This is a genomic window from Comamonas sp. MYb21, assembly GCF_037479395.1.
Classification (GTDB): domain Bacteria; phylum Pseudomonadota; class Gammaproteobacteria; order Burkholderiales; family Burkholderiaceae_C; genus Comamonas.
Genome location: NZ_JBBGZC010000009.1, coordinates 23,273 through 47,982, shown reverse-complemented (window position 1 = coordinate 47,982; position 24,710 = coordinate 23,273). Strand labels below are relative to the sequence as shown.

Annotated in this window: 20 protein-coding genes; 9 read left to right on the top strand and 11 right to left on the bottom strand. The window is 66.1% G+C overall.

Going from position 1 to position 24,710, the window contains the following annotated elements:
- Positions 1–54: 54 nt before the first annotated feature.
- From WH367_RS14350 to WH367_RS14315, 8 genes are all read right to left on the bottom strand, one after another.
- A complete protein-coding gene (locus WH367_RS14350) occupies positions 55–828 on the bottom strand; it encodes a ferredoxin--NADP reductase (protein ID WP_116927613.1) in 774 nt (257 codons plus the stop codon).
- A 157-nt stretch (positions 829–985) separates the two neighbouring features.
- Complete coding sequence (locus WH367_RS14345) at positions 986–1,810, bottom strand: IclR family transcriptional regulator (RefSeq protein WP_027011415.1); 825 nt, start codon at positions 1,808–1,810, stop codon at positions 986–988.
- A gap of 29 nt (positions 1,811–1,839) precedes the next feature.
- A complete protein-coding gene (locus tag WH367_RS14340; protein ID WP_021029040.1) occupies positions 1,840–2,976 on the bottom strand; it encodes an alpha-hydroxy acid oxidase in 1,137 nt (378 codons plus the stop codon).
- Between the two features lie 13 nt (positions 2,977–2,989).
- Entirely contained in the window at positions 2,990–3,904 is a 915-nt protein-coding gene (dapA, locus tag WH367_RS14335; protein WP_339536623.1) for a 4-hydroxy-tetrahydrodipicolinate synthase, read from the bottom strand.
- A gap of 6 nt (positions 3,905–3,910) precedes the next feature.
- The gene (locus tag WH367_RS14330) at positions 3,911–5,674 is read right to left on the bottom strand and encodes an ABC transporter permease subunit (RefSeq protein ID WP_021029041.1); all 1,764 of its coding nucleotides are present in this window, start codon (positions 5,672–5,674) and stop codon (positions 3,911–3,913) included.
- Positions 5,671–6,765: an ABC transporter ATP-binding protein gene (locus WH367_RS14325; RefSeq protein WP_027011416.1), complete on the bottom strand. Its 1,095-nt coding sequence runs from the start codon at positions 6,763–6,765 to the stop codon at positions 5,671–5,673. Before WH367_RS14325 ends, WH367_RS14330 begins: the two co-directional genes overlap by 4 nt.
- A gap of 148 nt (positions 6,766–6,913) precedes the next feature.
- Entirely contained in the window at positions 6,914–7,990 is a 1,077-nt protein-coding gene (locus tag WH367_RS14320; protein ID WP_021029043.1) for an ABC transporter substrate-binding protein, read from the bottom strand.
- Positions 7,991–8,040: 50 nt separating this feature from the next.
- Entirely contained in the window at positions 8,041–9,471 is a 1,431-nt protein-coding gene (locus WH367_RS14315; RefSeq protein WP_339536622.1) for an FAD-binding oxidoreductase, read from the bottom strand.
- Positions 9,472–9,792: 321 nt separating this feature from the next.
- Between WH367_RS14315 and WH367_RS14310 the strand changes: the two genes are divergently transcribed.
- Entirely contained in the window at positions 9,793–11,007 is a 1,215-nt protein-coding gene (locus WH367_RS14310; protein ID WP_339536621.1) for an ABC transporter substrate-binding protein, read from the top strand.
- A 111-nt stretch (positions 11,008–11,118) separates the two neighbouring features.
- Positions 11,119–13,020: an ABC transporter permease gene (locus WH367_RS14305; RefSeq protein ID WP_339536620.1), complete on the top strand. Its 1,902-nt coding sequence runs from the start codon at positions 11,119–11,121 to the stop codon at positions 13,018–13,020.
- A 49-nt stretch (positions 13,021–13,069) separates the two neighbouring features.
- On the opposite strand, the gene WH367_RS14300 is transcribed toward WH367_RS14305, so the two are convergent.
- The 3 genes from WH367_RS14300 to WH367_RS14290 form a co-directional block, all read right to left on the bottom strand.
- Complete coding sequence (locus WH367_RS14300) at positions 13,070–13,429, bottom strand: signal protein (protein ID WP_445228117.1); 360 nt, start codon at positions 13,427–13,429, stop codon at positions 13,070–13,072.
- A 143-nt stretch (positions 13,430–13,572) separates the two neighbouring features.
- Positions 13,573–15,168, bottom strand: coding sequence for a DUF3482 domain-containing protein (locus tag WH367_RS14295; protein ID WP_339536619.1), 1,596 nt, complete (start codon positions 15,166–15,168; stop codon positions 13,573–13,575).
- A gap of 22 nt (positions 15,169–15,190) precedes the next feature.
- A complete protein-coding gene (locus WH367_RS14290) occupies positions 15,191–16,720 on the bottom strand; it encodes a DUF2868 domain-containing protein (RefSeq protein WP_339536618.1) in 1,530 nt (509 codons plus the stop codon).
- Positions 16,721–16,822: 102 nt separating this feature from the next.
- Between WH367_RS14290 and trpB the strand changes: the two genes are divergently transcribed.
- The 7 genes from trpB (at position 16,823) to WH367_RS14255 (ending at position 24,702) form a co-directional block, all read left to right on the top strand.
- Positions 16,823–18,022 (top strand): tryptophan synthase subunit beta, encoded by a 1,200-nt coding sequence (gene trpB / locus WH367_RS14285; RefSeq protein ID WP_445228116.1) that lies wholly within the window; start codon positions 16,823–16,825, stop codon positions 18,020–18,022.
- Between the two features lie 193 nt (positions 18,023–18,215).
- Positions 18,216–19,217, top strand: coding sequence for a LysR family transcriptional regulator (locus WH367_RS14280; protein ID WP_339536616.1), 1,002 nt, complete (start codon positions 18,216–18,218; stop codon positions 19,215–19,217).
- Positions 19,218–19,228: 11 nt separating this feature from the next.
- Positions 19,229–20,716, top strand: coding sequence for an NAD(P)/FAD-dependent oxidoreductase (locus tag WH367_RS14275; protein ID WP_339536615.1), 1,488 nt, complete (start codon positions 19,229–19,231; stop codon positions 20,714–20,716).
- Positions 20,713–21,687 carry an ABC transporter permease gene (locus WH367_RS14270; RefSeq protein WP_021024821.1) on the top strand — a complete coding sequence of 325 codons (975 nt, stop codon included), beginning with the start codon at positions 20,713–20,715 and terminating at the stop codon, positions 21,685–21,687. Before WH367_RS14275 ends, WH367_RS14270 begins: the two co-directional genes overlap by 4 nt.
- Positions 21,684–22,634, top strand: coding sequence for an ABC transporter permease (locus WH367_RS14265; RefSeq protein ID WP_021024822.1), 951 nt, complete (start codon positions 21,684–21,686; stop codon positions 22,632–22,634). The genes WH367_RS14270 and WH367_RS14265 overlap by 4 nt, the downstream gene beginning before the upstream one ends.
- The gene (locus tag WH367_RS14260; protein WP_339536614.1) at positions 22,631–23,668 is read left to right on the top strand and encodes an ABC transporter ATP-binding protein; all 1,038 of its coding nucleotides are present in this window, start codon (positions 22,631–22,633) and stop codon (positions 23,666–23,668) included. Before WH367_RS14265 ends, WH367_RS14260 begins: the two co-directional genes overlap by 4 nt.
- A gap of 5 nt (positions 23,669–23,673) precedes the next feature.
- Positions 23,674–24,702 (top strand): ABC transporter ATP-binding protein, encoded by a 1,029-nt coding sequence (locus WH367_RS14255; RefSeq protein WP_339536756.1) that lies wholly within the window; start codon positions 23,674–23,676, stop codon positions 24,700–24,702.
- Positions 24,703–24,710 lie beyond the last annotated feature (8 nt).

Genomic DNA, 24,710 nt, shown 5'->3' with positions numbered 1-24,710 from the left:
TGCAGGCAACAAAAAACGACCCTCGGGTCGTTTTTTGCTGGGCGGGGGCGCTGCTTACTTCTCGACGAAGGCGCGCTCGACGACAAAGTCGCCGGGTGTCGAGGTATTGCCTTCCTTGAAGCCCTTGGCTTCCAGCAGTTCCTTCAGCTCAGCGAGCATCGCGGGGCTGCCGCAGAGCATCACGCGGTCGGTGTCCGGGTTCAGTTCGGGCAGGCCAATGTTCTGCGGGAAGGTGCCGGCAGTGATCTGGTTGGAGATACGGCCCTGGTTGCGGAAAGGCTCGCGCGTCACCGTCGGGTAGTACACCAGCTTGTCCTTGACGATTTCGCCGAGGAATTCGTGGTTGGGCAGCTCTTCTTCGAGCAGCTGCTGGTAGGCCAGTTCCTGGACTTGGCGCACGCCGTGCACCACAACGACCTTTTCGAAGTGGTCATAGGTCTCGGGGTCGCGCGCTACCGACAGCCAGGGCGCCAGGCCCGTGCCGGTGCCGATCAGGTACAGGTTCTTGCCCGGCAGCAGGTAATCGACCAGCAAGGTGCCCGTGGGCTTTTTACCGACGATGATGGTGTCACCCACCTGGATGTGCTGGAGCTTGCTGGTCAGCGGGCCGTCATCGACCTTGATCGACAGGAACTCCAGGTGCTCCTCGTAGTTGGGGCTGGCGATGGAATAGGCGCGCAGCAGGTTCTTGCCATCGACCTTCAGGCCAATCATCGTGAAGTGGCCGCTGGAAAAACGCAGCGCGGGATCACGGGTGGTCGTGAAGGAGAACAAACGATCGGTCCAGTGGTGAACAGACAGGACACGTTCTTCGAGAAAGGCGCTCATAGCAGTGCAGTAGTCAGTTGGTCTTGTGTATATCTATAAACGCTATTGTTCACTATTCATACAACTTAAACGTCATATGGACATATCGGCGCGTTGTGAGCGGGGTTTTTCGCTGAATCCATGCCTATTTTCGACCTGGCCGAATAACGTTGATCGTCTAGAAGTTATCCAGGATGTTGGAGATCGAGGTCGCCGCCAGCAGCACATGGGGCAGCAGCTCGGCCTCGGCCTTGGCCGTGCCCCAGCGGGTGGAGGGGGCCGAGATGGTGATCGCGCCAATGGGCACACCGCCCCGGCCGGTGATGGCTGCGGCCACCGAGATATCGCCCACCACGGTCTGGTTCTGCACAATCGCATAGCCGTCACGCTCGGCGTCTTCGATGCAGCGCAGCAGCTCCTCGGGGTCGGTCATGGTTTGCGCGGTGATCTTGACCAGTGGGGTCGATTCGATCAGGCGCAGGCGCTCGTCCATCGGCAGCTTGGCCATCATGGCGCGGCCCGAGGCGGTATAGGCCGCAGGCAGGCGCGAGCCCACGGCAAAGTCCGAGTTGTAGATATAGCGGCCCGGCACCTTGGCGATAAAGACCACCTCGTTGCCATCCATCTCCTGCAGGTTCGAGGTCTCGCCCAGGGTGTGGGTCATCTCGATCAGGTAGGGGTAGGCACGCTCGACGATGCGTTGCGAGCGCAGGTAGTTGTAGGACAGGCGCAGCACCTCGGGCGCGAGCGTGTAGAGGTTGGAGCCGGGCAGGCGCCGGATATAGCGCAGCTTCTCCAGGGTGAAGATGATGCGCTGGGTGGCACTGCGGTCGAGCTGGGCGGCGCGGGCAATCTCGGCGAGCGACATCTCGCGGTGGGTGTCGCGAAAGGCCTCCAGCACCTGGAAGGCCTTGGCCAGCGAGCCGACAAACAATGAGGATTCACGGGCGGTGGGTTCAACGCTTGCTACGGGCTCGGCAATGCTGTGTGTGGTTTTAGGCATCGTAAAAAGCGGCTGTCTCGGGTCACTGTCTAGTATTTTTGCAGAAAGGTCGCGTCCAGGCTGGTGGCCTGTGGGGCGCCCAGCAATCGGAGGGTGGTCTCCAGCTCGGCGCGCAGTATCTCCAGAACCTCGGCCACGCCCTGGGGCCCGCGCGAGGCCAGCCCGTACAGAGGCGCGCGCCCCAGCAGAACGGCATCGGCCCCCAGCGCCCGGGCTTTGGCGATGTCACTGCCTCGGCGCACCCCGCCATCGACAAAGATATGCATCTTGCCATGAACGGCGTCGGCAATCTGCGGCAATTGCGCCATCGGTGCGGGTGCGCACTCCAGCTGGCGCCCGCCGTGGTTGCTGACCACGATGCCATCGGCGCCGGCCTGCAGCGCGCGCTGGGCATCGCCCGCGCTCAGCAGGCCCTTGACGATGACCGGGCCCTGCCAGTGGCGGCGCACCCAGGCCAGGTCTTCCCAGCGCAGGGCCATGTCCATCTCACGGCTCATCGCGGCGGCCTGCTTCTGGATATTGCTCTCCACCCCGGCGCTGCGCGCCAGGTTGACCAGCTGCGGCGAGCCGCCCTGGCGCAGCATGCGCAGGCACCAGCGCGGGTGGCTGAGCAGGTCGGCGAGCAGCCGGGGCGTCCAGGGCACGGGCATGCGAAAGCCGTTGCGCACATCGTGGTCGCGCTTGCCATGCACCATGGTGTCCACCGTCAGCATCAGCGCGCTGAAGCCCGCGGCCTGCGCGCGCGCCATCATGCTTTGCGCAATGCGCCGGTCCTTTTGCACATAGAGCTGCAGCCACAGATCGCCCGGGCTGGCGGCGCGCACATCTTCCAACAGCGACGTGGAGGCGGTCGACATCACAAAGGGCAGGCCGGCGGCATGCGCTGCGCGGGCCAGCACCTGCTCGGCCTGCGGCCAGTACAGGCCGTTGAGCCCGGTCGGGCCCACAAAAGCGGGCATCGCCTGCTTGCGGCCAAACAAGGTGATGCTGGTATCCACCTGGCTGACATCGACCATCGTGCGCGGCAAGAAGGTGACATCGCCCCAGGAGGCGAGGTTGCGGGCCATGCTGCGGCCGTCTTCGGCGCCGCCTTCGAGGTAGTCAAAGGCAAAGCGGGACAGGCGCCGGCGGGCCAGCGCGCGGTAGTCTTTGATGGCGGGCAGCATGGCGGATGCTCGCTCAGGCCAGCTGGCGCTCGGCCTGCAGGCGGGTCGCCAGCGCCTGGCGCAGGCGGGCGGACAGCTCGGGGTTGCAGTCGACCAGCGGGGCCAGCAGGTGCGGGGCCTGCACGCCCACCAGGTCCCAGACCGACTTCATCGGGCCGGGGTTGGTCTCGGCAAAGGCCAGGTCCAAGAGGCCAATCAGCTCCTGGTGCAGGGCCAGTGCTTCTTCGGTCTTGCCGCTGGTCAGCAGTTCGTACATGCGGGTCCAGGTCTTGGGCAGCAGATTGGCCGTCACGATGATGCCGCCCTGGGCGCCGCAGAGCATCTGCGCGGGGAAGATGGTGTCCTCGCCGCTCAGCACCGCAAAGCTGGCATCCACGCCCTGGACCACCTTGAGGAAGTGGTACATGTCGGTGTTGCAGGCCTTCATGCCGATGATGTTTTCGTGGCGCGACAGTTCATGCAGCACTTCGGGCGCAATCGAGATGCGGGTGCGGTAAGGGATCTCGTAGATCACCACCGGCAGCGGCGACGCATCGGCATAGCGCATGAAGTAGTCGCGGATGCCTTGCTGCGATGGCGTGGTGTAGTAGGGCGTCAGCAGCATCAGCGCATCCGCGCCGGCATCGGCCAGCGCCTGGCCGGAGGCAATGGCGTCGTGGTAGCCGGGGTCGAGCACGCCGGCCAGCACCGGCAGGTCGGCGGCCTGGTGCTCGCGCACCGTGGCCACCATGCGGGCTCGCTCGGTACGCGACAGCGCGCCGTATTCGCCCGTGCCGCCCAGTGGCACGGTGCCGCTGATGCCGCTGCCTTGCAGGTGGTCGAGCAGCGCGCGCACGGCCTGGGTGTCGATCTGGCCGTCAGCGGTCACGGGCGTGGCCAGTGCCGGAAAGATGCCGCGGAGTTGCTCAGAGGTGATACGTGTAGTCATGGTTCATCAATTCAAAGAAGCGGCGGAGCGGCGACGCAGCCAGTCCGCACAGGTGATCAAAATGCCAATGAAGGCGAACAGGCAGGTCGAGACGGCGGCAATCACCGGCGAGATCTGCAGGGTCACTTCATCCCAGAACTGCTTGGGCAGGGTGGAGCTCAGGCCCCCGGAGGCAAACAGCGAGATGGTCAGCTCGTCAAACGAGGTGGCAAAGGCAAACAGGAAGGACGAGGTCAGGCCGGCGGCAATGATCGGGAAGGTCACGTAGCGCAAGGTCTGCCAGGGGCGCGCGCCCAGGCTCTGGGCGGCCATGTCCAGGCGCGTGTCGTAGTTGCGCAGCACGGCCATCATGGTCATCACCACATAGGGGATGGCGATGACGGTATGCCCCAGCACCAGGCCCAGCGAGGTGCCCACCAGGCCCACCTTGGAGAAGAAATAGAACATGCCCACGGCAATGATCATGCGCGGGATGATCAGCGGCGACAGCACAAAGGCCAGCAGCAAGGCCTTGCCGCGCATCTGGCCGCGCACCAGCAAGAAGGCCACCGGCGTGCCCACGGCCATGGCCGCCAGCGCGGCAAAGAAGCCCACGACAAAGCTGCGCACCGTGGCGTTGATCCACAGCGGCGAGGCCAGCATGTCCTGGTAGTGCTGCAGGGTAAAGCCCTGGGGCGGCCAGTTCAGGCCCGACTTGTCGGCAAACGAGATCGGGATCATCAGCAGTGCAGGCACGCTCAGGAACACCAAGAGGGCCACCACACTGGCGCGCAGCACGAAGGAATCCCCTTGCTGCAGATCGCGTTTGCGCGAGCGCGGCACCAGCGCAATCAGCCGGTCGCTGATGCTGCCGAGCAAGCCCAGCACCATCTCGGACAGCTGGCGCATGAAACCGCTGCTGTGGTTGCTCTTGTCCGACTGTGCGCCCGTCATCGTCGACAGACCCAGCACCTTGTCATAGATCGCAAACACGATCAGCACGACGACCAGCAGCAGCACCGAGATGGCGCCGGCAAAGCCCCAGTTCATCACCTGCATCACCTGCTCGATGATCAGCTGGGTGATCATGGTCTCCTTGCGGCCGCCCAGCAGCTGGGGCACGATGAAAAAGCCCACGGCGGTGACAAAGACCATGATGGCGCCCGCAGCCACGCCGGGCATGGACAGCGGAAAGTAGACGCGCCAGAACGCCGTGCCCGGGCGCGCACCCAAGGTGAGCGCGGCGCGCGGCAGGTTGCGGTCGATGTTCTCCATCACCGAGAGCATGGTCAGCACGGCCAGCGGCATCAGCGCATGGACCATGCCCACGAGCACGGCGCCAAAGCTGTAGAGCATGTTCGAGGGCGCATCCTGCAGGCCCAGCGCCAGCAGCAGCTGGTTGGCCAGGCCATTGCGGCCCAGCACGACGATCCAGGCAAAGGCGCGCACCAGAAAGCTGGTCCAAAACGACAGCAGAATCCAGAACACCCAGCGGCTTTTCTTGTCCTTTTGCAGCGACGAGACCAGGTAGGCAATCGGGTAGCCGCCGACGATGGACAAGAGCGCCGTGACCAGCGAGATCTTCAAGGTGATCCACATGGTGTCCAGATACACCGAGGAACTGAACAGCTGGCTGTAGTTGTTCCACTTGAAGCTGCCATCGCTGTAGATGCTCAGCAGCAGCAACTGGCCCACCGGGTAGACCAGCAGCACCAGAAACAGCATGACCAGCGGTGCGGCCATCATCAGCGGCCTCACCCAGGCGGCACGGGGGGTGGCGGCGCTGTTCATGCGGGCTCCGGGACGGCCACGGCGTCGCTGCTGGACCAGCCAAAGTCCAAGGTGCTGCCCAGCGCGTGGTCATGCTTGGCGATGGAGGTCGGGAAGGACAGCACCACCGGCTCGCTGCTAAGCGCTGGCGCCTTCAGGTAGAGCTTGGTGAGGCTGCCGGTGATCATCGTATCGAGCAGCTGGCCGCTGAAGCGCTCGCTGGCGCCCTGGGCCGCAGCGGCGGCGGCCATGTTCTGCGGGCGCACCATCACGCAGACCTTGGCGCCGGTGGAGAGCGGCTGGTCGGCCGAGGCCAGCAACTCGGTGTTGGTGCCGTTCAAGGCCACGCGGGCCTGGCCGCCCTGGCTGGACACCACCGTGCCCTTGAACAGATTGCTCTCACCCAGAAAATCGGCCACAAACGGCGTGCGCGGGCGGAAGTACAGGTCTGCGGGCGAGCCCAGCTGCTCGATGCGGCCGCCGTTCATCAGGCAGATGCGGTCCGACATGGTCATCGCCTCTTCCTGGTCGTGGGTCACATAGACGATGGTGGTGCCGGCTTCGCGGTGGATGCGCTTGATCTCCAGCTGCATGTGTTCGCGCAGCTTCTTGTCCAGCGCGCCCAGGGGCTCATCCATCAGCACGATCGAGGGCTTGTAGACCAGGCAGCGCGCCAGCGCAATGCGCTGCTGCTGGCCACCCGACAATTCTTTGGGAAAGCGCTGCGCCACATGGGGCAGGTGCACCAGCTCCAGCGCCTCCATGGCGCGCTTCATCGCGGTGGCGCGGTCCAGCTTGCGCATCTTCAGCGGAAAGGCGATGTTCTCGGCAATCGTCATGTGCGGGAACAGCGCATAGTTCTGGAACACCATGCCGATGTCGCGCTCATAGGGCGCGCCATAGGTCACATCCTTGCCATTGATCAGCAGCTGGCCGCCATCGGGCACGGACAGGCCGGCGATCATGCTCAGCAAGGTGGTCTTGCCCGAGCCCGAAGGGCCCAGCAAGGTCAGGAACTCGCCTTCGGGCACTTCCAGGTTGGTGGGGTGCAGCGCGACAAAGGAGCCGTAGCGCTTGGTCAGGCCCGCAATCGACAGTTTTATATTCTTCATTTCAATCTTCTCCATTGCACCGGGGTGCAATGAATGAACCAACGGAGGCTCTGCAAAACCCTCGCCCGGGGCAGGGAGCTTTGCAGAGACTCCCACATGCCTGCAGCGGCGTGCCGCTGCAGGCTTCGTCATCGCTGGCGGGTAGCGCTTACTTGAGCACCCAGCCGTTGAACTTCTCGATCACCGCAGCCTGGTTGGCCACCCAGTACTTGGCATCGATCTGCACGCCGTTCTTGATGTTGTCGGGATAGGTGGGCGATTCCTTGGCCAGCTCGGGCTTGATGAACTTGAAGGCTTCTGGCTGGGTGACGCCGGCGGCAAAGTACTGGGTCAGCGAGGCCATGCGCTGGGGCTCGGACGCGAACTTGATGAACTCGCGGCAGGCGTCGGCATTGGGCGTGCCCGCCAGGATGGACCAGCTGTCCACGCCCCAGATGTTCTGGTTCCAGACGATGCCGATCTTGGCGCCATCGGCATTGGCCGATTGCGGGCGCGACACCCAGGTGGCGATCATGTCGACTTCGCCGGACTTGAGCATCTGCTCGACCTGGGCGCCGGAGTTCCACCAGACATCGATCTTGGGCTTGATCTCATCGAGGGCCTTGAAGGCGCGGTCCAGATCCAGCGGGTACAGCTGCGCAGCAGAGACGCCCGAGGCCATCGCGGCCTGCTCCAGCGTGTCAAACGGGTGCTTGCGGATGCCACGGCGGCCGGGGAAGTCCTTGACGTTCCAGAAATCGGCCCAGGACTTGGGCGCGGCGCGGCCCTTGAAGGCCTCTTCGCGGTAGGCCAGCACGGTGCTGTAGACATTGGTGCCCACGCCGTAGGGCGACATGTACTGCGCCGGGATGGTCTTGACGAAGGGGTCGTTTTCCAGGCCGTGCTTTTCCAGCAGCACCTTGCCGCCTTCGGTCAGCAGCAGAATGGCGGGCTGGCTGATCTTGGCCATGTCCCAGGTGTAGTTCTTGGTCTCGACCATGCTGCGGATCTGCGCCACAGGCTCGGCCGTTGCCTGTACCCCCACCACTTCGATGCCGGTCTTCTGCGTGAAAGGCTTGTAGTACACCGCGCCATAGGCCTTGGTGTAGATGCCGCCGTCATCACGCACCACGATACGCTTGGACGTGGCACGGGCATAACGCAGTACGGCAGGTGCAGCAATCAGGCCTGCGCCAGCCACGGCCGCCTTCAGTGCGGTGCGACGGGAGGTAGTGATCTCAGTCATAAAGTGTCCTTTCGAAGGAAGAGGCAGGGGAAGTCAAGGGAGGGGTGGGATCAGGGGGCGGGCGGCAGCAGGCGCCCGGGGTTGAAGCGCTGCTGCGGATCGATGGCGCGCTTGATGGCCTGCATCAGATCGAGCTCGACGGCGGGCTTGAACAGCGCCATCTCGTCGGTCAGCACCTGGCCGATGCCATGCTCGGCGCTGAAGGTGCCTGCCAGCGCGCAGGCCACTTCGTTGACGGCCTGCTTGACGCGGTGCGAGAGCTGGTCCTGCTCAGCGGGCGAGAGCGCCTGCCACTGCGCAAACTGCAGCTGCGGGATGAAGTGCACATTGCCGTCGCCCAGGTGGGCCACGATGATGATGGGCGCGCCCGGCACAATGCCGTGCGCCGCAGCCGTTGCCTGGCTGATGAAGGCCGGGATGGCCGACAGCGGCACGGCCGGGTCGGTGTTGATGCCGATGCCGGCCTTCTTGTTGCCTTCGGAGACGCTGTGGCGCACCTCCCACCAGTCGGCCTGTTGCTTGCCGTTGGTGGCGATGGCCGCATCCAGCAGCAGGCCCTCTTCGGCAGCAGCCGACAGCGTCTCTTCGAGCGCAGCGGACAGCAGCGCCTCGTCGCAGGTGTCGGTCAGCTCCACCAGCACATGCCAGGGGTAGCTGGGGCTGAGCGGCGCGCGCCGGTCGGCCACATGGTTCAGCACAATGTTCAGCTGCACATCGTTGAGCATCTCAAAGGCCGACAGCGAGGCGCTGCAGCGGCTCTGGAAACGGGCCAGCATGGCGATCGCCGCCTGGGGCGACTCCACCGCCAGCCAGGCCATCGCCCGCGCCGTGGGCAGCGGGTGGAGCTTGAGCGTGGCGCCGGTGATGATGCCCAGCGTGCCTTCGGAGCCAATGAACAAATGCTTGAGATCAAAGCCGGTGTTGTTCTTGCGCAGGCCGTAGAGCCCTTCCCAGATGCGGCCATCGGGCAACACCACTTCGAGGCCCAGCACGTTCTCGCGGGTATTGCCATAGCGCAGCACCCCCGTGCCGCCGGCATTGGTCGCGATATTGCCGCCGATCTGGCAGGAGCCTTCGGCGCCCAGGCTCACCGGGTAGAGCCGCCCATGGCTGCGGGCGGTCTCCTGCACGGTCTGCAGCACGCAGCCGGCATCGACCACCATCGAGTTGTTGGCCGGATCGACCGCGCGCACCTGGCGCATGCGGCCCAGGTTGATGACCACCGTCTCGGGCAGATCGGCACGCGGAATCGCGCCTTCGCAGAGGCTGGTATTGCCGCCCTGGGCCACCACCGGCACCTGCGCTGCATGGCAGAGCCGGACCACCTCCGCCACCTGCGCTGTCGTCGACGGAAACACAACGCACTGGGCCTGGCCCTGGTAGCGCCCGCGCCAGTCGGTCACATGGCCGGCCAGGTCCTGCTGGCTGCGGAGAACTGCGCTATCACCAAGCAACGCGATGAAGGTCTGAATCAATGCCATATGCCCACGGGTCCAAAGTCTGGGAGAGAGGAACCGATGATGGCTAATTCTTAATAAGATTAGTATTAGATGAAATACGAATACATGTGATCGAATGGCAATTAGTCAAAAGATCTGGCTAGGGCGCCGCAGGCAGCAAAACCCATCGCACCAAGCGGTCAAAACCTGATCGGCATCCGCACCGGCAGCCGCGTCCAGATCTGCATGCGGGCAGCCCTTTGCAGTCCCGGGCGTTCACAGCGCGCGGAAGCCGTCACAATAGCGGCCTGACTGTCAGCGCCTGCCTCCGCTGTGGGGCCGGTCTCACCTGGAGACTTTTGCATGCGTATTTCTGCCCGCACCCCTCTGTTGTCCCGCACGGCCAGTGCGCTGCTGCTCGCTGGCCTGGGGGCCTCGGCTGCCCAGGCGGCCGGTGTCATCAAGATCGGTGAGATCAACAGCTACAAGAACCAGCCCGCGTTTTTGGAGCCCTACAAGCGCGGCATGGAGCTTGCGGTGGACGAGGTCAATCGCGCAGGCGGCGTGAACGGCAAGAAGCTCGAGCTGATCACGCGCGACGACAATGCCAACCCGGGCGATACCGTGCGCGTGGCCGAGGAGCTGATCGCGCGCGAGAAGGTCGATGTGCTGGCCGGCGGTTTCCTGTCGAACACCGGCATGGCGCTGACCGACTTTGCCAAGCAGCGCAAGTTCTTCTTCCTCGCTACCGAGCCGCTGACGGACAAGATGGTCTGGAGCAATGGCAATGCCTACACCTTCCGCCTGCGCCCTTCCACCTACATGCAGGTGTCGATGCTGGTCGAAGAGGCGCTGAAGCTCAAGAAAAAGCGCTGGGCCCTGGTCTACCCCAACTACGAATATGGCCAGTCGTCGGTGGCCACCTTCAAGGCGCAGATGAAGGCGGCGCAGCCCGATGTGGAGTTTGTCACCGAGCAGGCCACCGTGCTGGGCAAGGTCGATGCCGGCAGCGTCGTGCAGGCGCTGGCCGATGCCAAGCCCGATGCGATCTTCAACGTGCTGTTTGCCACCGACCTGACCAAGTTTGTGCGCGAAGGCAATACGCGCGGCCTGTTCAAGGACCGCGCGGTCGTCAGTGTGCTGAGCGGTGAGCCCGAGTACCTCGACACCTTGAAGGCCGAAACGCCCAACGGCTGGATCGTCACCGGCTACCCGGTGCACAGCCTGAAGACGCCCGAGCACAAGGCCTTCTTTGACGCCTACCAGGCTAAGTACAAGGACTACCCGCGCCAGGGCTCGGTCGTTGGCTATGCCGGCATCAAGTCGCTGGCCGAGGGTATCAAAAAGGCCGGCAGCACCGACACCGAGGCGCTGATCAAGGCCTTTGAAGGCCTGCAGGTGGTGTCGCCGTTTGGCCCGATTACCTGGCGCGCGCAGGACCACCAATCGACCATGGGCGCCTATGTGGGCAAGCTCAAGAACGTGGGCGGCAAGGGCGAGCTGGTGGACTATGTCTACCGTGATGGCAAGGACTACCTGCCCAGCGATGAAGAAGTGCGCAAGATGCGCCCGCAGTAAGTTGATGGAACGCTGCCTGGCCCCAGCAAGCGCCGCAGGTCGGCGGGCGCGCATGCCCCGCTGGCTGGGGCGCCGAAGCGGCCAGGCATGGCAACAAGCGCAGGGAGGCGCATGAGTTTTTCCGGTCTGCTGGTGCAACTGCTCAACGGCCTGGCGGGCGCCTCGTCGCTGTTCCTGGTGGCCGCCGGGCTGTCGCTGATTTTTGGCGTCTGCCGCATCGTCAACTTTGCGCATGGGTCCTTCTACATGGTGGGGCTGTATGCGGCCTATGCGCTGGCCGAGGCCATGGCGCCCCTTGGGGGCGGCTGGGGTTTTTGGCTGTCGCTGCCGCTGTCGGCCATCGCCGTCGGCCTGCTGGGCGGCGTGGTCGAGGTGCTGCTGCTGCGCCGCGTCTACAAGGCGCCCGAGCTGTTTCAGCTGCTCGCCACCTTTGCGCTGGTGCTGGTGATCAAGGATGCGGTGCTGTGGCTGTGCGGGCCCGATGAGCTGCTGGGCCCGCGCGCACCAGGGCTGGGCGGCGCGGTCGATATCCTGGGCCGCGCCTTTCCGAGCTATGACCTGTTCTTGATCGCGGTGGGCCCCCTGGTGCTGGGTGCCACCTGGCTGCTGCTGCACCGCAGCCGCTTTGGCATGCTGGTGCGCGCGGCCACGCAGGACCGCGAAATGGTGGGCGCTTTGGGCGTGCGCCAGGCCTGGCTGTTCACGGCGGTGTTTACGCTGGGCGCCGCGTTGGCTGGGTTGGGCGGCGCGCTGCAGCTGCCGCGCGAACCGGCGACCCTGGAGCTCGATCTGCAGACCATTGGCTCGGCCTTTGTCGTCGTGGTGGTCGGCGGCATGGGCTCGCTCACCGGGGCCTTTGTCGCGGCGCTGCTGGTGTCGACGGTGAAAGCCTTGTGCATCTGGCTGGGCGTGGTGCAGATCGCCGGCATCGATATTGCGTTTCCGCAGCTCACCTTGGTGGCGGACTTTTTGGTGATGGCCGTGGTGCTGGTGTTGCGCCCCTGGGGCCTGCTGGGCAAGCCGCAGGCCGCGAGCCGCAGCCATGGCCTGCGCGAGCAGCCGCTGCGCGCGCCCCCGCCTGCGTTGAAAGCCGTGGGCGCCGCCGTGCTGCTGGCCCTGCTGGCGCTGCCCTGGGCGGTGGATGCGCAGTCCTACACCCTGGTGCTGATGGTGGACCTGGTCATTGCCGCGCTGTTTGCCACCAGCCTGCATTTTTTGATGGGGCCGGCGGGCCTGCATTCCTTTGGCCATGCGGCCTTCTTTGGCCTGGGGGCTTACGGCGCGGCGCTGCTGCTGAACGCGGCCGGCCTGCCGATGCTGTGGGCGCTACTGCTGGCGCCGCTGCTGGCAGCCTTGGGCGGCCTGCTGACCGGCTGGTTTGCGGTGCGGCTGACGGGCGTGTATTTCTCAATGCTGACCCTGGCCTTTGCGCAGATCATCTGGGCCACCACCTTCCAGTGGGATTCGGTCACCGGCGGCAGCAATGGCCTCACCGGTGTCTGGCCTGCGGCCTGGCTGGAGGACAAGCGCTGGTTCTACCTGCTGACCCTGCTGCTGGCCACCGCCGGCGTGCTGGCGCTGTGGCAGGTGCTGTATGCGCCGCTGGGCTATGCGCTGCGTGCCAGCCGCGACGCACCGCTGCGCGCCGAGGCCATCGGCATTGCGGTGGCACGGGTGCAGTGGATGGGCTTTGTGCTGGCCGCCTCGGTGGCCGGGCTGGCGGGCGCCTTGTTTGCGTTCTCCAAGGGCAGTATTTCGCCCGAGACCATGTCGGTGGCCAAGTCGGTCGATGGCCTGGTCATGGTGCTGCTGGGTGGTGTGCAGACCTTGGTCGGCCCGATTCTGGGCGCCTTCAGCTTTACCTGGCTGCATGATGCCGTGGCGCGCAACACCGATTACTGGCGTGCCACCTTGGGCGCGGTGATTCTGCTGCTGGTGCTGCTGTTCCCGCAGGGCATTGCCGGTTATGGCAAGCGCTGGTGGCAGTGGCTCGCGCAGCGCCGGGCAGCGTAAAAAACCCTGCGGGTTTGCGCAGGGTCGGGGTGGTGCGGGACGGCGCCGATCAGCTGTTGCAGGCCTTGCTGCCCTTGGCCGGTTGAATGCCCTTGGCTTTCGCATCGGCCACCGTCATGTACTCGCCTTGCTTGGTGGTGCCGTAGTAGCGGTCACCTTGGCAGTGGTAGATCTTGGAGCTGGTATTGGCCCAGACCTTGCCGGCACCGCCGCCAGGGGCCGGGGCCTTGGCCTTGGCTTTGTCGGCAGCGGCCGCTGGCGCTGCGGCTGCGGGGGCCACCGGCGCGGCCTTGGCCGCAGGGGCTGGTTTGGCCGCCGGTGCCGTGCCCGCTGCCGGTGTTTGGGCAAAAACGGCCGCTGTGCTGCACAGGGCGATACCGCTGATCCAGGCTTTCCAGGTGTTGCGCATAAAACTCTCCTGTCCTTGAGTTGCTGGGATGCCTGGCTTGCTGGGCCATGGCATCTCCATGCTGCGACGGGCCTTTGCAAAAAACAAGCGGGTCAATGCGGATCGGTGTTTTTTATCGCTAATAATTTTGTAATTGCTTGTTTTTATTGATTATTCGCATCAGCATTGACCGTCGGTCGATCCATGTCGGGGTACAGGCGGCCAAGCGCCTGGTGCAGGCATTCGCCCAGCTGCAGCTGCAGCGCCTGCAGATGGGCGGCGCGCGCCTCGTCGCTCAAACCGCCATCGGCGGCCAGGCTGCCCAGCGCCTTCCACTGCTGCTGCCACTGCGTGGCGCGGTGCTGCACGGCGGTCTGCACCGCCTCGCTCCACTGCGCCGGTGCGCTGGGGCTGGTGTAGCGCCCGCGGCCCCGGCCAAAGTGCGAGATCACCAAGTACTTGAGCAGCAGCTGGCCGGTCAAGGCGCTCAGGTACTCGGGCGAGAGGTGAAAGCGCTGGGCCTGCTGGTCAAACATCTTGTTGGCGCTCCAGGCAGCACCGGCAAAGGTGACGGCGCCCACCAGGGCGCCCACCAGCGCGCCTGCGCCCAGGGTCATGCCGCCGGCCACCATATCGGCGCCCAGGCCGGTCGCAGCGCCGGCCGTGAGCGCGCCCCAAAGGCTGGCCGTTTGCGGGTCCAGCGGTGTGCTGGTTTTCAGGTGGTCCTTGAGCTGCTGCTGGATCTGGCTGGCCGCCTGGCCATCGAGCTGGTGCAGCGCCAGCAGGGCCTGGGTGCTGGCCAGGTCGGCCTGCTGCAGGGATTGGGTCAGGCGCTGCATCGCGGCGGTCTGCTCGGGGCTGAGCTCAGCGCCCTCAGCGCCGCTGCCCCGGATCGCTTGCGCGACCGAGCCGCTGACCTTGTTCCAGGCGCGCTGCCAGAGCTTGTTGTCGCTGGCCTGCACGGTCTCCTGCGCGGTGGCCGCCAGCAGCAGCTGCTCGGCCAGGGCCTGCAGGCTGGCCGCTTCGCGCGCTTGCTGGCGCTGCGCGCGGGTTTGCAAGAGGCGCTGGTAGGCCGGCTGCTTGGCATCGGGCAGCAGCGGCGCGATGGACTGCATCACTTGCTTTTCATGCCACCAGCTGCGTGTGAAGGCATCGAGCACCTGCACCGAGCGCACGGTGCCGGCAAACTCGGCCGTCGCCGCGCGCCAGCGCTGCAGGTCGGCAGCGGTTTGCGCGGCTGTGGTGTCGCTGCCGATCTGGTTGAGCAGCACCAGCACGGGCTTGTCCATCCACTGCAGGATGCGCATCTCGCTGGCCCAGTAACCGGCGTCGGCCGGGTCTTCGGCGGCATTGACCAGGTAGAGCATCACATCGGCATGGTCACGCGCGGCCTGCAAGGCGCGCTGACTCATGTAGAAGGGTTTGTCGCGCCAGCGGTCCCAGACATTGGACAGAAACCAGCCCAGCGGGTTGCCCTGCTGCTTCAAGCGGTTGTAGAGACGCACCGAATCGCCAAAACCCGGCGTGTCCCAGAGCCAGAGCTCATCGCCCTGTTCAGTGCGCTGCAGCAGGTAGCGCTGCGATTGGCTGGTGACATGGGCGGCGTCCTGCACTTCGCCGATATCCTCGGCCACCAGGGTGCGGGCCAGCGTGGTCTTGCCGATATTGGTGTGCGACAGCAGGCACCAGGCGATGGTCTGGTCGTTGGCCGCATCCGCTGCCTGCGGCACAGCGGCGGGGAGTGGGGGGGCGTTCGTCATCTCGGTCATCGTGCGGGTCTCGTCAGGTGCCGGTAGTGATCAGCTGGGCGTTGAAGCCGTGCTGCTGGGCAAATTCCTGCCACAGCGCTTCGCGCTCCTGCAGGCGGCGCGGGGCGCCGGCATTGCGCGCGGCAAAGTCGCTGGCCCAGAGCCAGAGCTGGCCGTTGGCGCCAAAGCGGCTGCGCAGCTGGGCCAGCAGCTCGCCATGCACCTCGGCCTCGGGCGTGGCTGACAGGTTGATGAGCGCAATGGCCTGCGCAGCGGGCGCGATATCGACGGCCGGCAGCGCTGCGCCATAGGCGAGGGTCGGCAGCCAGTCGACATGGGCACCGGCGCCATAGAGGCCGATGGCGTGGTGGTCGATCGCCGCGCGGCGCTCGGGCGTCACATCGATGCTGAAAGGCAGCAGCACCAGGCGCGTGGCCAGGCCGCCAAAGTCGCGCTGCAGGCGGGCAAAGTAGGCCTGGTTCAGCGGCAACTGCAGGTGCTGGCGGCGCCAGCGCACGCGCAGCCCCTGCCACAGGGCCAGCAGCAGACGCGGTACCACCACGGTGGCGCCCAGCAAGGCGGTATAGGCCCAGACCCAGCGCTCACCCACATAGGACACGGGCGCGCTCAGCACACCCGGCTGCGGCGCCTGGGCTGCTGCCGATGGGTACTGCGCCGGCATGCTGCTGGTCACCCAGCCTTGCAGCGCCTGGATGTCGGCCAGGCTCCAGGGCGTCGTCCACTGCAGCCATTGGGTGGGGGCGAACAGGAGGTTGAGCCAGTGCTGCACCTGCGGGGCCGACAGGAAGGTGCTCTCCCAGCCGACCTGGTATTCCTTGGTGAGGCCCGTGAGCCACAGCGAGGCCAGTGCGCCGACTGCCACCAGCGCCGCACCCAGGTGCAGCCACAGCAGCCATTGCGCATTGCGCACCCCTTCGCTGGCCTGCCACCAATTGCGCTCAAAGCGCAGCGCCATCTTGCGCAGGCCGCTGCCGCGCAGTGCGGGCATGGCCTTGCCACGCAGCCGGGCCATCCAGCCCGGGTGTTCATCGGCAACGGGAGCGCTGGGGGCTGCGCCACCAGCGGCCAGCTGCGCAGGCTCCCAGGGCGCCACGCGCGCTGGCTGGCGCCGTGCCAGGCGCAGCAGGCTGCGCACCAGCAGCACCGCATACATCAGCAGGTTCCACAGCACGATGCCCATCAGCGACAGCGACAGCAGATCGACCCGGTGCGGATCGGTAATGCGGTGGCTGGCAAAGCCAAGGCACAGCGCCAGCAGGCCGATGGCCAGCGGTGCCCAGCGCGCCAGGCCCGGGGCATGCTGCCACAGCTGGCGCACATCAGCGGGCAGCTGGCTGGCCTGGATGATGCGCTTGGCGCGCAGCTGCAGAAACTGGGCAAAGGCGGCCTGGCCGGCCTTGCCACCCAGCGCGGGCTTGCCCAGGGTGTGCAGCACCTCCTGCGTGATGGCCTCGCAGCGCGCAGCGCTGGGCAGGGCCTCGTGGGGCGGTGAGGTTTCGATGGCATGGGCCAGGGCGATATCACGAACGGCGTCAGCTTTCATGGCAGCTATTGTGGCATCGGGAAAACCTGCAAGGTTTTGCCCGGACTGCTGTGGTATCAACAAGGCTTTGCCATCACAGAGTTAAAGCAGCCTATGACAACAATGATGAACTTTGCTGAGATGCCCGATGCCAACGGTTTCTTTGGTGACTATGGCGGCCAGCTGGTGCCCCCGCATCTGAAAAAGGCCATGGACGACATCGCCGAGGCCTACGAGCAGATCGTGCAGCGCGAGGATTTCCAGGACGAGCTCCAGCAGCTGTTCCAGGACTATGTGGGCCGCCCCAGCCCGATCTTCCACGCCCGCCGTTTGTCAGAGCAGCTGGGCGGCGCCCAGATCCATTTGAAGCGCGAGGACCTCAACCACACGGGGGCCCACAAGATCAACCACTGCCTGGGCGAGGCACTGCTGGCCAAGTTCATGGGCAAGACCAAGGTGATTGCCGAGACGGGCGCCGGCCAGCATGGCGTGGCCTTGGCGACGGCCTGCGCGCTGGTGGGCATCCCCTGCGAGATCCACATGGGCCAGGTCGATATCGAAAAAGAGCACCCCAACGTCACCAAGATGCGCATCCTGGGCTGCAAGCTGGTGCCGGTGAGCTTTGGCCAGGCGACTCTGAAGGAGGCGGTCGACAGCGCGTTTGAGGAATACCTCAAGGACCCGACGAACTACCTCTATGCGATTGGCTCGGTGGTGGGGCCGCACCCGTTTCCGAAGATGGTGCGCGACTTCCAGTCCATCGTCGGGCGCGAGGCGCGCGAGCAGTTCCAGACCCGCCACGGCAAGCTGCCCGACTATGTGGCGGCCTGCGTGGGCGGGGGCTCCAATGCGATGGGCATCTTCACGGCCTTTCTGTCCGATGCCGGTGTGAAGCTGGTGGGCGTGGAGCCAGCGGGCGAGGGCGTGGACCAGCCGGGCAAGCATGCCGCCACCTTGTCGGTGGGCAAGCCCGGTGCCATCCATGGCATGAAATGCTATGTGCTGGAGAACGCCGATGGCAGCCCCGCGGCCGTGCATTCCATCGCCTCGGGTCTGGACTACCCTGGTGTCGGCCCGCAGCACAGCTACTTGAAGGACCTGGGCCGGGTCGACTACCAGGCCGTGGATGACCAGGCCTGCCTCAACGCCTTCATGACCCTGTCGCGGGTCGAGGGCATCATCCCGGCGCTGGAAAGCGCCCATGCCGTCGCCTGGGCCATGGGTATCGCGCCGCAGCTGGACAAGGGGGTGAACATCCTCGTCAACCTCTCGGGCCGGGGTGACAAGGACGCCGATTATGTGGCCAAGAAGCTGGGGCTCTGAGCGAGTTTTAAGCTAAAAGCAGCCGGAAACGGCCGCCACACAGGGAGCACATGCTCCCTTTTTTGCGTCTGCAGGGCGGCTGGCGCGCCCCCGCGTACTCGGGTAAATACGCTTCTGCTATTTGGATATGTGTATTTAGTATTTGTAGATCGCATACTCAATAGTTCAGAATGCGTTTTTCGCATCAAATACCATGGAACTTCGCCAGCTTGAGGCCTTTGCGGCTGTCATCTCCACCGGCAGCGTGACGGCCGCCGGCCGCATGCTGGGCCGCTCGCAGCCCGCGATCAGCCGCCTGGTGCAGGAGCTGGAGCAGGAGATTGGTTACGCGCTGTTCAGCCGCAATGGCCCGCGCATTACGCCCAATGAGCAAGGCTTTCTGCTGTACGAGGATGTGGCCCATGCGCTGCACAGCCTGCAGCAGATCCGCCAGCGCGCCCGCGAGATTGCAGGCGGCAGCCAGCGCCCGCTGAACCTGCTGGCCACGCCGGCGCTGGCCGCGGGCCTGGTGCCTGCGGCGCTGGCGCGGCTCGAAGGCGCGATGGCGCAGAGCATCTCGCACATCCAGCTGCGCAGCGCCTCGCCCGAGCAGGTGGCGCAAGGCGTGCTGACGGGTGCCGCCCAACTGGGCGTGAGCAGCCTGCCGCTGGAGCACCGAGGCCTGCAGGTGCACTGGATTGGCCGCGCGCCCTGCGTCGCAGTGCTGCCCGAAGCGGACCCGCTGGCTGCGCTCGAGGTGGTGCCGCTGCTGGCACTCGCCGAGCGCCGCATCATCACCATGGCCAACCCCTACCGCTTGCGCGGCCGCCTCGATGAGGCCTTTGCCGCCGCCCGCCCGGGTGCGCAGCCGGGCGAGACCCAGTTCATGGAAACCAATGCCTCGGTCAATGCGATGGCCGCCGTGCGCGCCGGCCTGGGCGTGTCGGTGCTGGAGCCGGTGACGGCGCTGGGCCTGCCCTTGCAAGGTGTGGTGGTGCGCCCGCTCGATACCGAGATCCCCTTTTTGTTTGGCGTGGTCAGCCAGCAGGCCACGCCTTGCACGCCAGCGATGGATGCGCTGTGCCAGGCCTTGACCGAGGTGGCGCAGGCGCTGCTGCCTGGCTTTGTACTGCATGACGCACGCGCCCACGCCGCGCTGCTGGAAGAAATGCTGCCCGAGGGCCAGCGGCCCGCTGCGGGCACACCAGAATTTTGAGAGAGCCACGCATGAACGACGAACGCTTACTGCCGCCCCAGGGGCTGGCCGCACTCGAAGCCCGGGTGCGCCAGGACCTGGCCTGGCTGGACCTGCCCGCCAAGGACTGGCTGCCCGAAACCGCGCTGGAGGGAGAGCCGGTGCTGCCCGTGGCCATCATCGGCGGCGGCATGTCGGGCCTGGCCGCATGCGCGGCGCTGCGCTTCATGGGCGTGCCGGCCGAGATCTTTGACCAGTCGCCGGCGGGCTTTGAAGGCCCCTGGGCAACGACGGCGCGCATGGAAACGCTGCGCTCGCCCAAGCAGCTCACCGGCCCGGCGCTGGGCAAACCGGCGCTCACTTTCCGCGCCTGGTTCGAGTCGCAATTTGGCCTGGAGGCCTGGGAGGCGCTCGACAAGATCCCGCGCCTGCAGTGGATGGACTACCTGCGCTGGTACCGCCAGGTGCTGGCGCTGCCGGTGCACAACGGCCACAAGGTGCTGGCCGTGCGCCCGCGCGGCGCCGATGGCGTGGTGCAGCTCGATCTGGCGACGCCCGGCGGCGCACGCAAGGTGCTGGCGCGCCATGTGGTGCTGGCCACCGGCCGCGATGGCCTGGGCGGCGCCTATGTGCCCGAGATGGCGCGCAGCCTGCCGCGCGACCGCTGGGCGCATTCGTCAGACAGCACCGATTACGCCCAGCTGGCTGGCCAGCGCATCGGCGTGGTGGGGGCCGGTGCCTCGGCCATGGACAGCGCAGCGACCGCGCTGGAGAGCGGCGCGGCCAGCGTCGACCTGCTGATCCGCCGCAAGGACATTCCCCGCGTCAACAAGGGCAAGGGCGCCGGCAGCCCGGGCCTGACCTATGGCCATCTGCAGCTGCCCGATGACTGGAAGTGGAAGATCCGCCACTACATCAATGTGCAGCAGGTGCCGCCACCCCGGGGCAGCACCTTGCGCGTCTCGCGCCATGCCAATGCCCGCTTCAACCTGGGCTGCGCGATCGAGCGCATGGAATGGACCGGCGACGAGATCCGCGTGCACACCTCCAAGGGCGTGTTCCACCTGGACTTTGTCGTGTTCTCCACCGGCTTTCGCATCGACTGGAATGCGCGCAGCGAGTTTGCGCCCTTTGCCGCCCATGTGCGCAACTGGGGCGACCGCTACCGCCACCCCGAGGGCGAGGACGACCAGGAGCTCTCCGATTCGCCCGACCTGGGCCCGGCCTTCGAGCTGCAGCAAAAGATTCCCGGCGCCTGCCCGGGGCTGGAGCGCATCCATGCGTTCTCCTACCCCGCTGCGCTGACGCATGGCACGGTGTCCGGCGATATTCCTGCGATCAGCGTGGGCGCCGAGCGCCTGGCCCAGGGCATCAGCAGCCGTCTGTATGCCGAAGATGTGCAGTGGCATTTCGAGAAGCTGCAGGCCTTCAGCGACCCCGAGGTGTTTGGCGATGAGTGGACACCGGCGGCGCCCCCTGGCGAAGCCGCCGCACTGCTGGACAAGGCGGGCACACCATGATCGGCTGGCTGCTGCGCCGCCTTGCGCAGGCCGTGGTGGTGGTGCTGCTGATGACGGTGATCGTCTTCGTCGGCCTGCATGCCATCGGCAACCCGGTCGATATTTTGATCGGCCAGGACGTGGACCAGGTCGAGCGCGCGCGCATCATCGCCCAGCTGGGCTTTGACCAGCCGCTGTGGCGCCAGTACCTGGGCTTTGTCGGCGGCGCGCTGCAGGGCAACCTGGGCGTGAGCTTTGTCTACAACGTGCCGGCGATCGAACTGATTCTGCAGCGCCTGCCGGCGACCCTGGAGCTGGCGGTTGCCGCCTTGGTCATCGCCGTGGTGCTGGGCGTGCCGCTGGGTCTGCTCGCCGGCCTCTACCCCGAGAGCTGGTTTTCCAAATCCATCATGGCCGGCAGCATCGTGGGCTTTTCGCTGCCCACCTTCTGGGTCGGCCTGATGCTGATCATGACCTTCAGCGTCTCTCTGGGCATGCTGCCGTCGAGCGGGCGCGGCCAGACGGTGGAGTTCCTGGGCGCGCAGTGGTCGTTTCTGACCACCGATGGCCTCAGGCACATGCTGCTGCCGGCCATCAACCTGTCGCTGTTCAAGATCTCGCTGGTGATCCGTTTGACGCGCGCCGGTGTGCGCGAGGTGCTGCCGCTCGACTATGTGAAATTTGCCCGCGCCAAGGGCCTGTCGCCACTGCGCGTGGTGGGCCTGCATGTGCTGCGCAATACGATGATTCCGCTGGTCACCGTGCTGGGCCTGGAGCTGGGCTCGACCATCGCCTTTGCGGTGGTGACCGAGAGCATCTTCTCCTGGCCGGGCGCCGGCAAGCTGATTCTGGACAGCATCAATGCGCTGGACCGCCCCGTCATCGTCTCCTACCTGGTGGTGGTGGTCTGCCTGTTTGTCACGCTCAATCTGATCGTGGATATCTTGTACAAGGTGCTCGACCCCCGCGTGCGCCTGGAGGGCGCAGCATGAGCGGCACCAACACCCCTGCTAACACCCCTGCCAATGCCCCCGTGGTCACAGCCCCGGCAGCGGCGCTGCGCCAGCCTTCGCCCTGGCGCGCGCATGTGGCCGATTTTCTGGCCTCGCGCCTGGCGCTGTTTGGCCTCGTCGTCGCGGTGGTGCTGATTCTGGCGGCACTGGTCGCGCCCTGGATCACGCCGCAGAACCCCTATGACCTGCAGCAGCTCGATGTGCTCGATGCGCGCCTGCCGCCAGGTTCGGCCAATGGGCTGGACAGCTTTCACTACCTGCTGGGCACCGATGGCCAGGGGCGCGACCTGTACTCGGCGATTCTCTACGGCCTGCGCATCAGCCTGCTGGTGGGCGTGGGCTCGGCGCTGATTGCCGGCGTGGTGGGCACCTTGCTGGGCCTGCTGGCCGCCTATGCCGGTGGCAAGACCGACACGATCATCATGCGCGTGGTGGACCTGATCCTGTCCTTCCCCTCGATCCTGGTGGCGATGATGATCCTCGCCTACCTGGGCAAGGGCGTGGGCAATGTGGTGCTGACCCTGGTGATCCTGGAATGGGCCTACTACGCCCGCACCGCACGCGGCCAGGCCCTGGTCGAGCGCCGGCGCGAGTATGTCGAGGCGGCGCGCTGCCTGGACATCCCCAACTGGCGCATCATGGTGCGCCACATCCTGCCCAACTGCCTGCCGCCGCTGATCGTGATCGGCACCCTGCAGATTGCCCGAGCCATTACCCTGGAGGCCACCTTGAGCTTTCTGGGCCTGGGCGTGCCGGTGACCGAGCCATCGCTGGGTCTGCTGATCTCCAACGGCTACCAGTTCATGCTCTCGGGCCAGTACTGGATCAGCTTCTACCCCGGCATTGCGCTCCTGGTCACCATCGTGGCGATCAACCTGGTGGGCGACCGCCTGCGCGATGTCCTGAACCCGAGGAACACCCGATGAGCAGCGTGCCCACCTTGCAGGTGCGCAATCTGCGCACCGAGTTTGCGACCCGCGCCGGCACCCTGCGCGCGGTCAACGATGTGTCCTTCACCCTGGAGCGCGGCCGCATCCTGGGCCTGGTCGGCGAGTCCGGCTCGGGCAAGTCCGTCACCGGTTTTTCCATCATGGGCCTGGTCGATGCACCGGGCCGCGTGACCGGCGGTGAGGTGCTGTTCCAGGGCCGTGACATCACCAAGATCAAGCCGCGCGAGCTGCGCCAGCTGCAGGGCAACCGCATCGCGATGATCTTCCAGGACCCGATGATGACGCTCAACCCCGTGTTGCGCGTGGACACGCAGATGATCGAAGCGGTGCGCGCCCACACCTCCGCCAGCAAGGCCCAGGCACGTGAGCGGGCCCGCGAGACCCTGGCGATGATGGGCATTGCCAGCCCCGACGAGCGCCTGCAGGCCTACCCGCACCAGCTGTCGGGCGGCATGCGCCAGCGCGTGGCCATAGCAACTGCGATGCTGCACCGGCCCGATCTGATCATTGCCGACGAGCCCACGACGGCGCTGGATGTGACCATCCAGGCGCAGATCCTGTCCGAGGTGCAAAAGCTCGCGCGCCAGCAGGGCACGGCGCTGATCTGGATCACGCACGATCTGTCGGTGGTGGCCGGTCTGGCCGACGAAGTGGCGGTCATGTATGCCGGCCGCATTGTTGAGCAAGGCGGCGTGGATGCCGTGCTGGACAGCCCGCTGCACCCCTATACCGCCGGCCTCATCGGCAGCCTGCCGGCCAACAACCGGCGCGGCAGCCGCCTGCAGCAGATTCCCGGCATGACGCCCAATATGCTGCAGCTTCCTCCCGGCTGCGCCTTTGCGGCGCGCTGCACCCGCGCCACTGCCGCCTGCCAGGCCCAGCCCGAGCAGACCGAGCCGCTGCCCGGCCGCCTGGTGCGCTGCTTTCACCCGGCGCTGACCGGCAGCGCCCCCAGCGCCGTTAGCACCTCTGGTGCCACCGCGCCGCAAGGCCTGGAGGCCCGCATATGAACGAGATGACGAATACCACAGCGGCCGACAGCGCGGCAGACACCCCGGTGGTCGAGCTGCGCCAGGTCAGCAAGCGCTTTGGCGAGCAAAAGCCGGGCATCGGTGGCCGCCTGCTGCAAAGCCTGGGACTGGAAAAGCCCCACCCGGTGACCCGCGCGGTCGACCGGGTCGATCTGCTGGTGCGCCCCGGCGAGGTGGTGGGCCTGGTGGGCGAATCCGGTTGCGGCAAGTCCACCCTGGGCCGCATCGCGGCGGGGCTGTTGCCACCGTCCGATGGCGAAGTGCTGTTCTCCGGCAAGGCCATGGCCAGCCTGACGCCGGCCGAGCGCCATGCCGAGCGCCTGCGTATCCAGATGATCTTCCAGGACCCGTACGCCAGCCTGAACCCGCGCCTGCGCGTGGACGAGATCGTTGGCGAGGCGGCCCGTATCCATGGCCTGGTCGACCAGGCTGGTTTTGACGACTACGTCTGTGCGCAGATGGAGCGCGCCGGGCTGGACCCGGCCTTGCGCAGCCGCTACCCGCACCAGTTCAGCGGTGGCCAGCGCCAGCGCATCGGCATTGCCCGCGCGCTGGCCGTGCAGCCCCGCATGCTGGTCTGCGATGAGGCCGTGGCCGCACTCGATGTGTCGATCCAGGCGCAGATCCTGAACCTGTTCATGGACCTGCGCGAGCAATTGCACCTGACCTACCTGTTCATCAGCCATGACCTGGGCGTCGTCGAGCACATCTGCGACCGGGTGGTGGTGATGTACCTGGGCCGCGTGATCGAGACTGCGCCAGTCGAAGAGCTGTTTGCCCGGCCTAACCACCCCTACACCCAGGCCTTGCTGGCCGAGGTGCCCAACATGAACGCGCGCCACAAGACCTACTCGGCCATCCAGGGTGAAATCCCCAGCCCGCTCAACCCTCCCAGCGGCTGCCACTTTCACCCCCGATGTCCGCGTGCCATGCCGCGCTGCAAGGTGGAGGCACCCCAGCTCAAGGGCATCGCTATCCAGCACCAAAGCGCCTGCCATTTGAACGACGCCTGAACGCTCAC

Bases quoted from the DNA above. Each gene is read 5' to 3' on its own strand.
- WH367_RS14275 (WP_339536615.1), top strand. From the start codon at position 19,229: ATGAACGACGAACGCTTACTGCCGCCCCAGGGGCTGGCCGCACTCGAA.
- WH367_RS14290 (WP_339536618.1), bottom strand. From the start codon at position 16,720: ATGAAAGCTGACGCCGTTCGTGATATCGCCCTGGCCCATGCCATCGAA.
- WH367_RS14320 (WP_021029043.1), bottom strand. From the start codon at position 7,990: ATGACTGAGATCACTACCTCCCGTCGCACCGCACTGAAGGCGGCCGTG.
- dapA (WP_339536623.1), bottom strand. From the start codon at position 3,904: ATGACTACACGTATCACCTCTGAGCAACTCCGCGGCATCTTTCCGGCA.
- WH367_RS14345 (WP_027011415.1), bottom strand. From the start codon at position 1,810: ATGCCTAAAACCACACACAGCATTGCCGAGCCCGTAGCAAGCGTTGAA.
- WH367_RS14255 (WP_339536756.1), top strand. From the start codon at position 23,674: ATGACGAATACCACAGCGGCCGACAGCGCGGCAGACACCCCGGTGGTC.
- WH367_RS14350 (WP_116927613.1), bottom strand. From the start codon at position 828: ATGAGCGCCTTTCTCGAAGAACGTGTCCTGTCTGTTCACCACTGGACC.
- trpB (WP_445228116.1), top strand. From the start codon at position 16,823: ATGATGAACTTTGCTGAGATGCCCGATGCCAACGGTTTCTTTGGTGAC.
- WH367_RS14315 (WP_339536622.1), bottom strand. From the start codon at position 9,471: ATGGCATTGATTCAGACCTTCATCGCGTTGCTTGGTGATAGCGCAGTT.
- WH367_RS14280 (WP_339536616.1), top strand. From the start codon at position 18,216: ATGGAACTTCGCCAGCTTGAGGCCTTTGCGGCTGTCATCTCCACCGGC.
- WH367_RS14295 (WP_339536619.1), bottom strand. From the start codon at position 15,168: ATGACGAACGCCCCCCCACTCCCCGCCGCTGTGCCGCAGGCAGCGGAT.
- WH367_RS14305 (WP_339536620.1), top strand. From the start codon at position 11,119: ATGAGTTTTTCCGGTCTGCTGGTGCAACTGCTCAACGGCCTGGCGGGC.
- WH367_RS14260 (WP_339536614.1), top strand. From the start codon at position 22,631: ATGAGCAGCGTGCCCACCTTGCAGGTGCGCAATCTGCGCACCGAGTTT.
- WH367_RS14340 (WP_021029040.1), bottom strand. From the start codon at position 2,976: ATGCTGCCCGCCATCAAAGACTACCGCGCGCTGGCCCGCCGGCGCCTG.
- WH367_RS14300 (WP_445228117.1), bottom strand. From the start codon at position 13,429: ATGCGCAACACCTGGAAAGCCTGGATCAGCGGTATCGCCCTGTGCAGC.
- WH367_RS14310 (WP_339536621.1), top strand. From the start codon at position 9,793: ATGCGTATTTCTGCCCGCACCCCTCTGTTGTCCCGCACGGCCAGTGCG.
- WH367_RS14325 (WP_027011416.1), bottom strand. From the start codon at position 6,765: ATGAAGAATATAAAACTGTCGATTGCGGGCCTGACCAAGCGCTACGGC.
- WH367_RS14270 (WP_021024821.1), top strand. From the start codon at position 20,713: ATGATCGGCTGGCTGCTGCGCCGCCTTGCGCAGGCCGTGGTGGTGGTG.
- WH367_RS14330 (WP_021029041.1), bottom strand. From the start codon at position 5,674: ATGAACAGCGCCGCCACCCCCCGTGCCGCCTGGGTGAGGCCGCTGATG.
- WH367_RS14265 (WP_021024822.1), top strand. From the start codon at position 21,684: ATGAGCGGCACCAACACCCCTGCTAACACCCCTGCCAATGCCCCCGTG.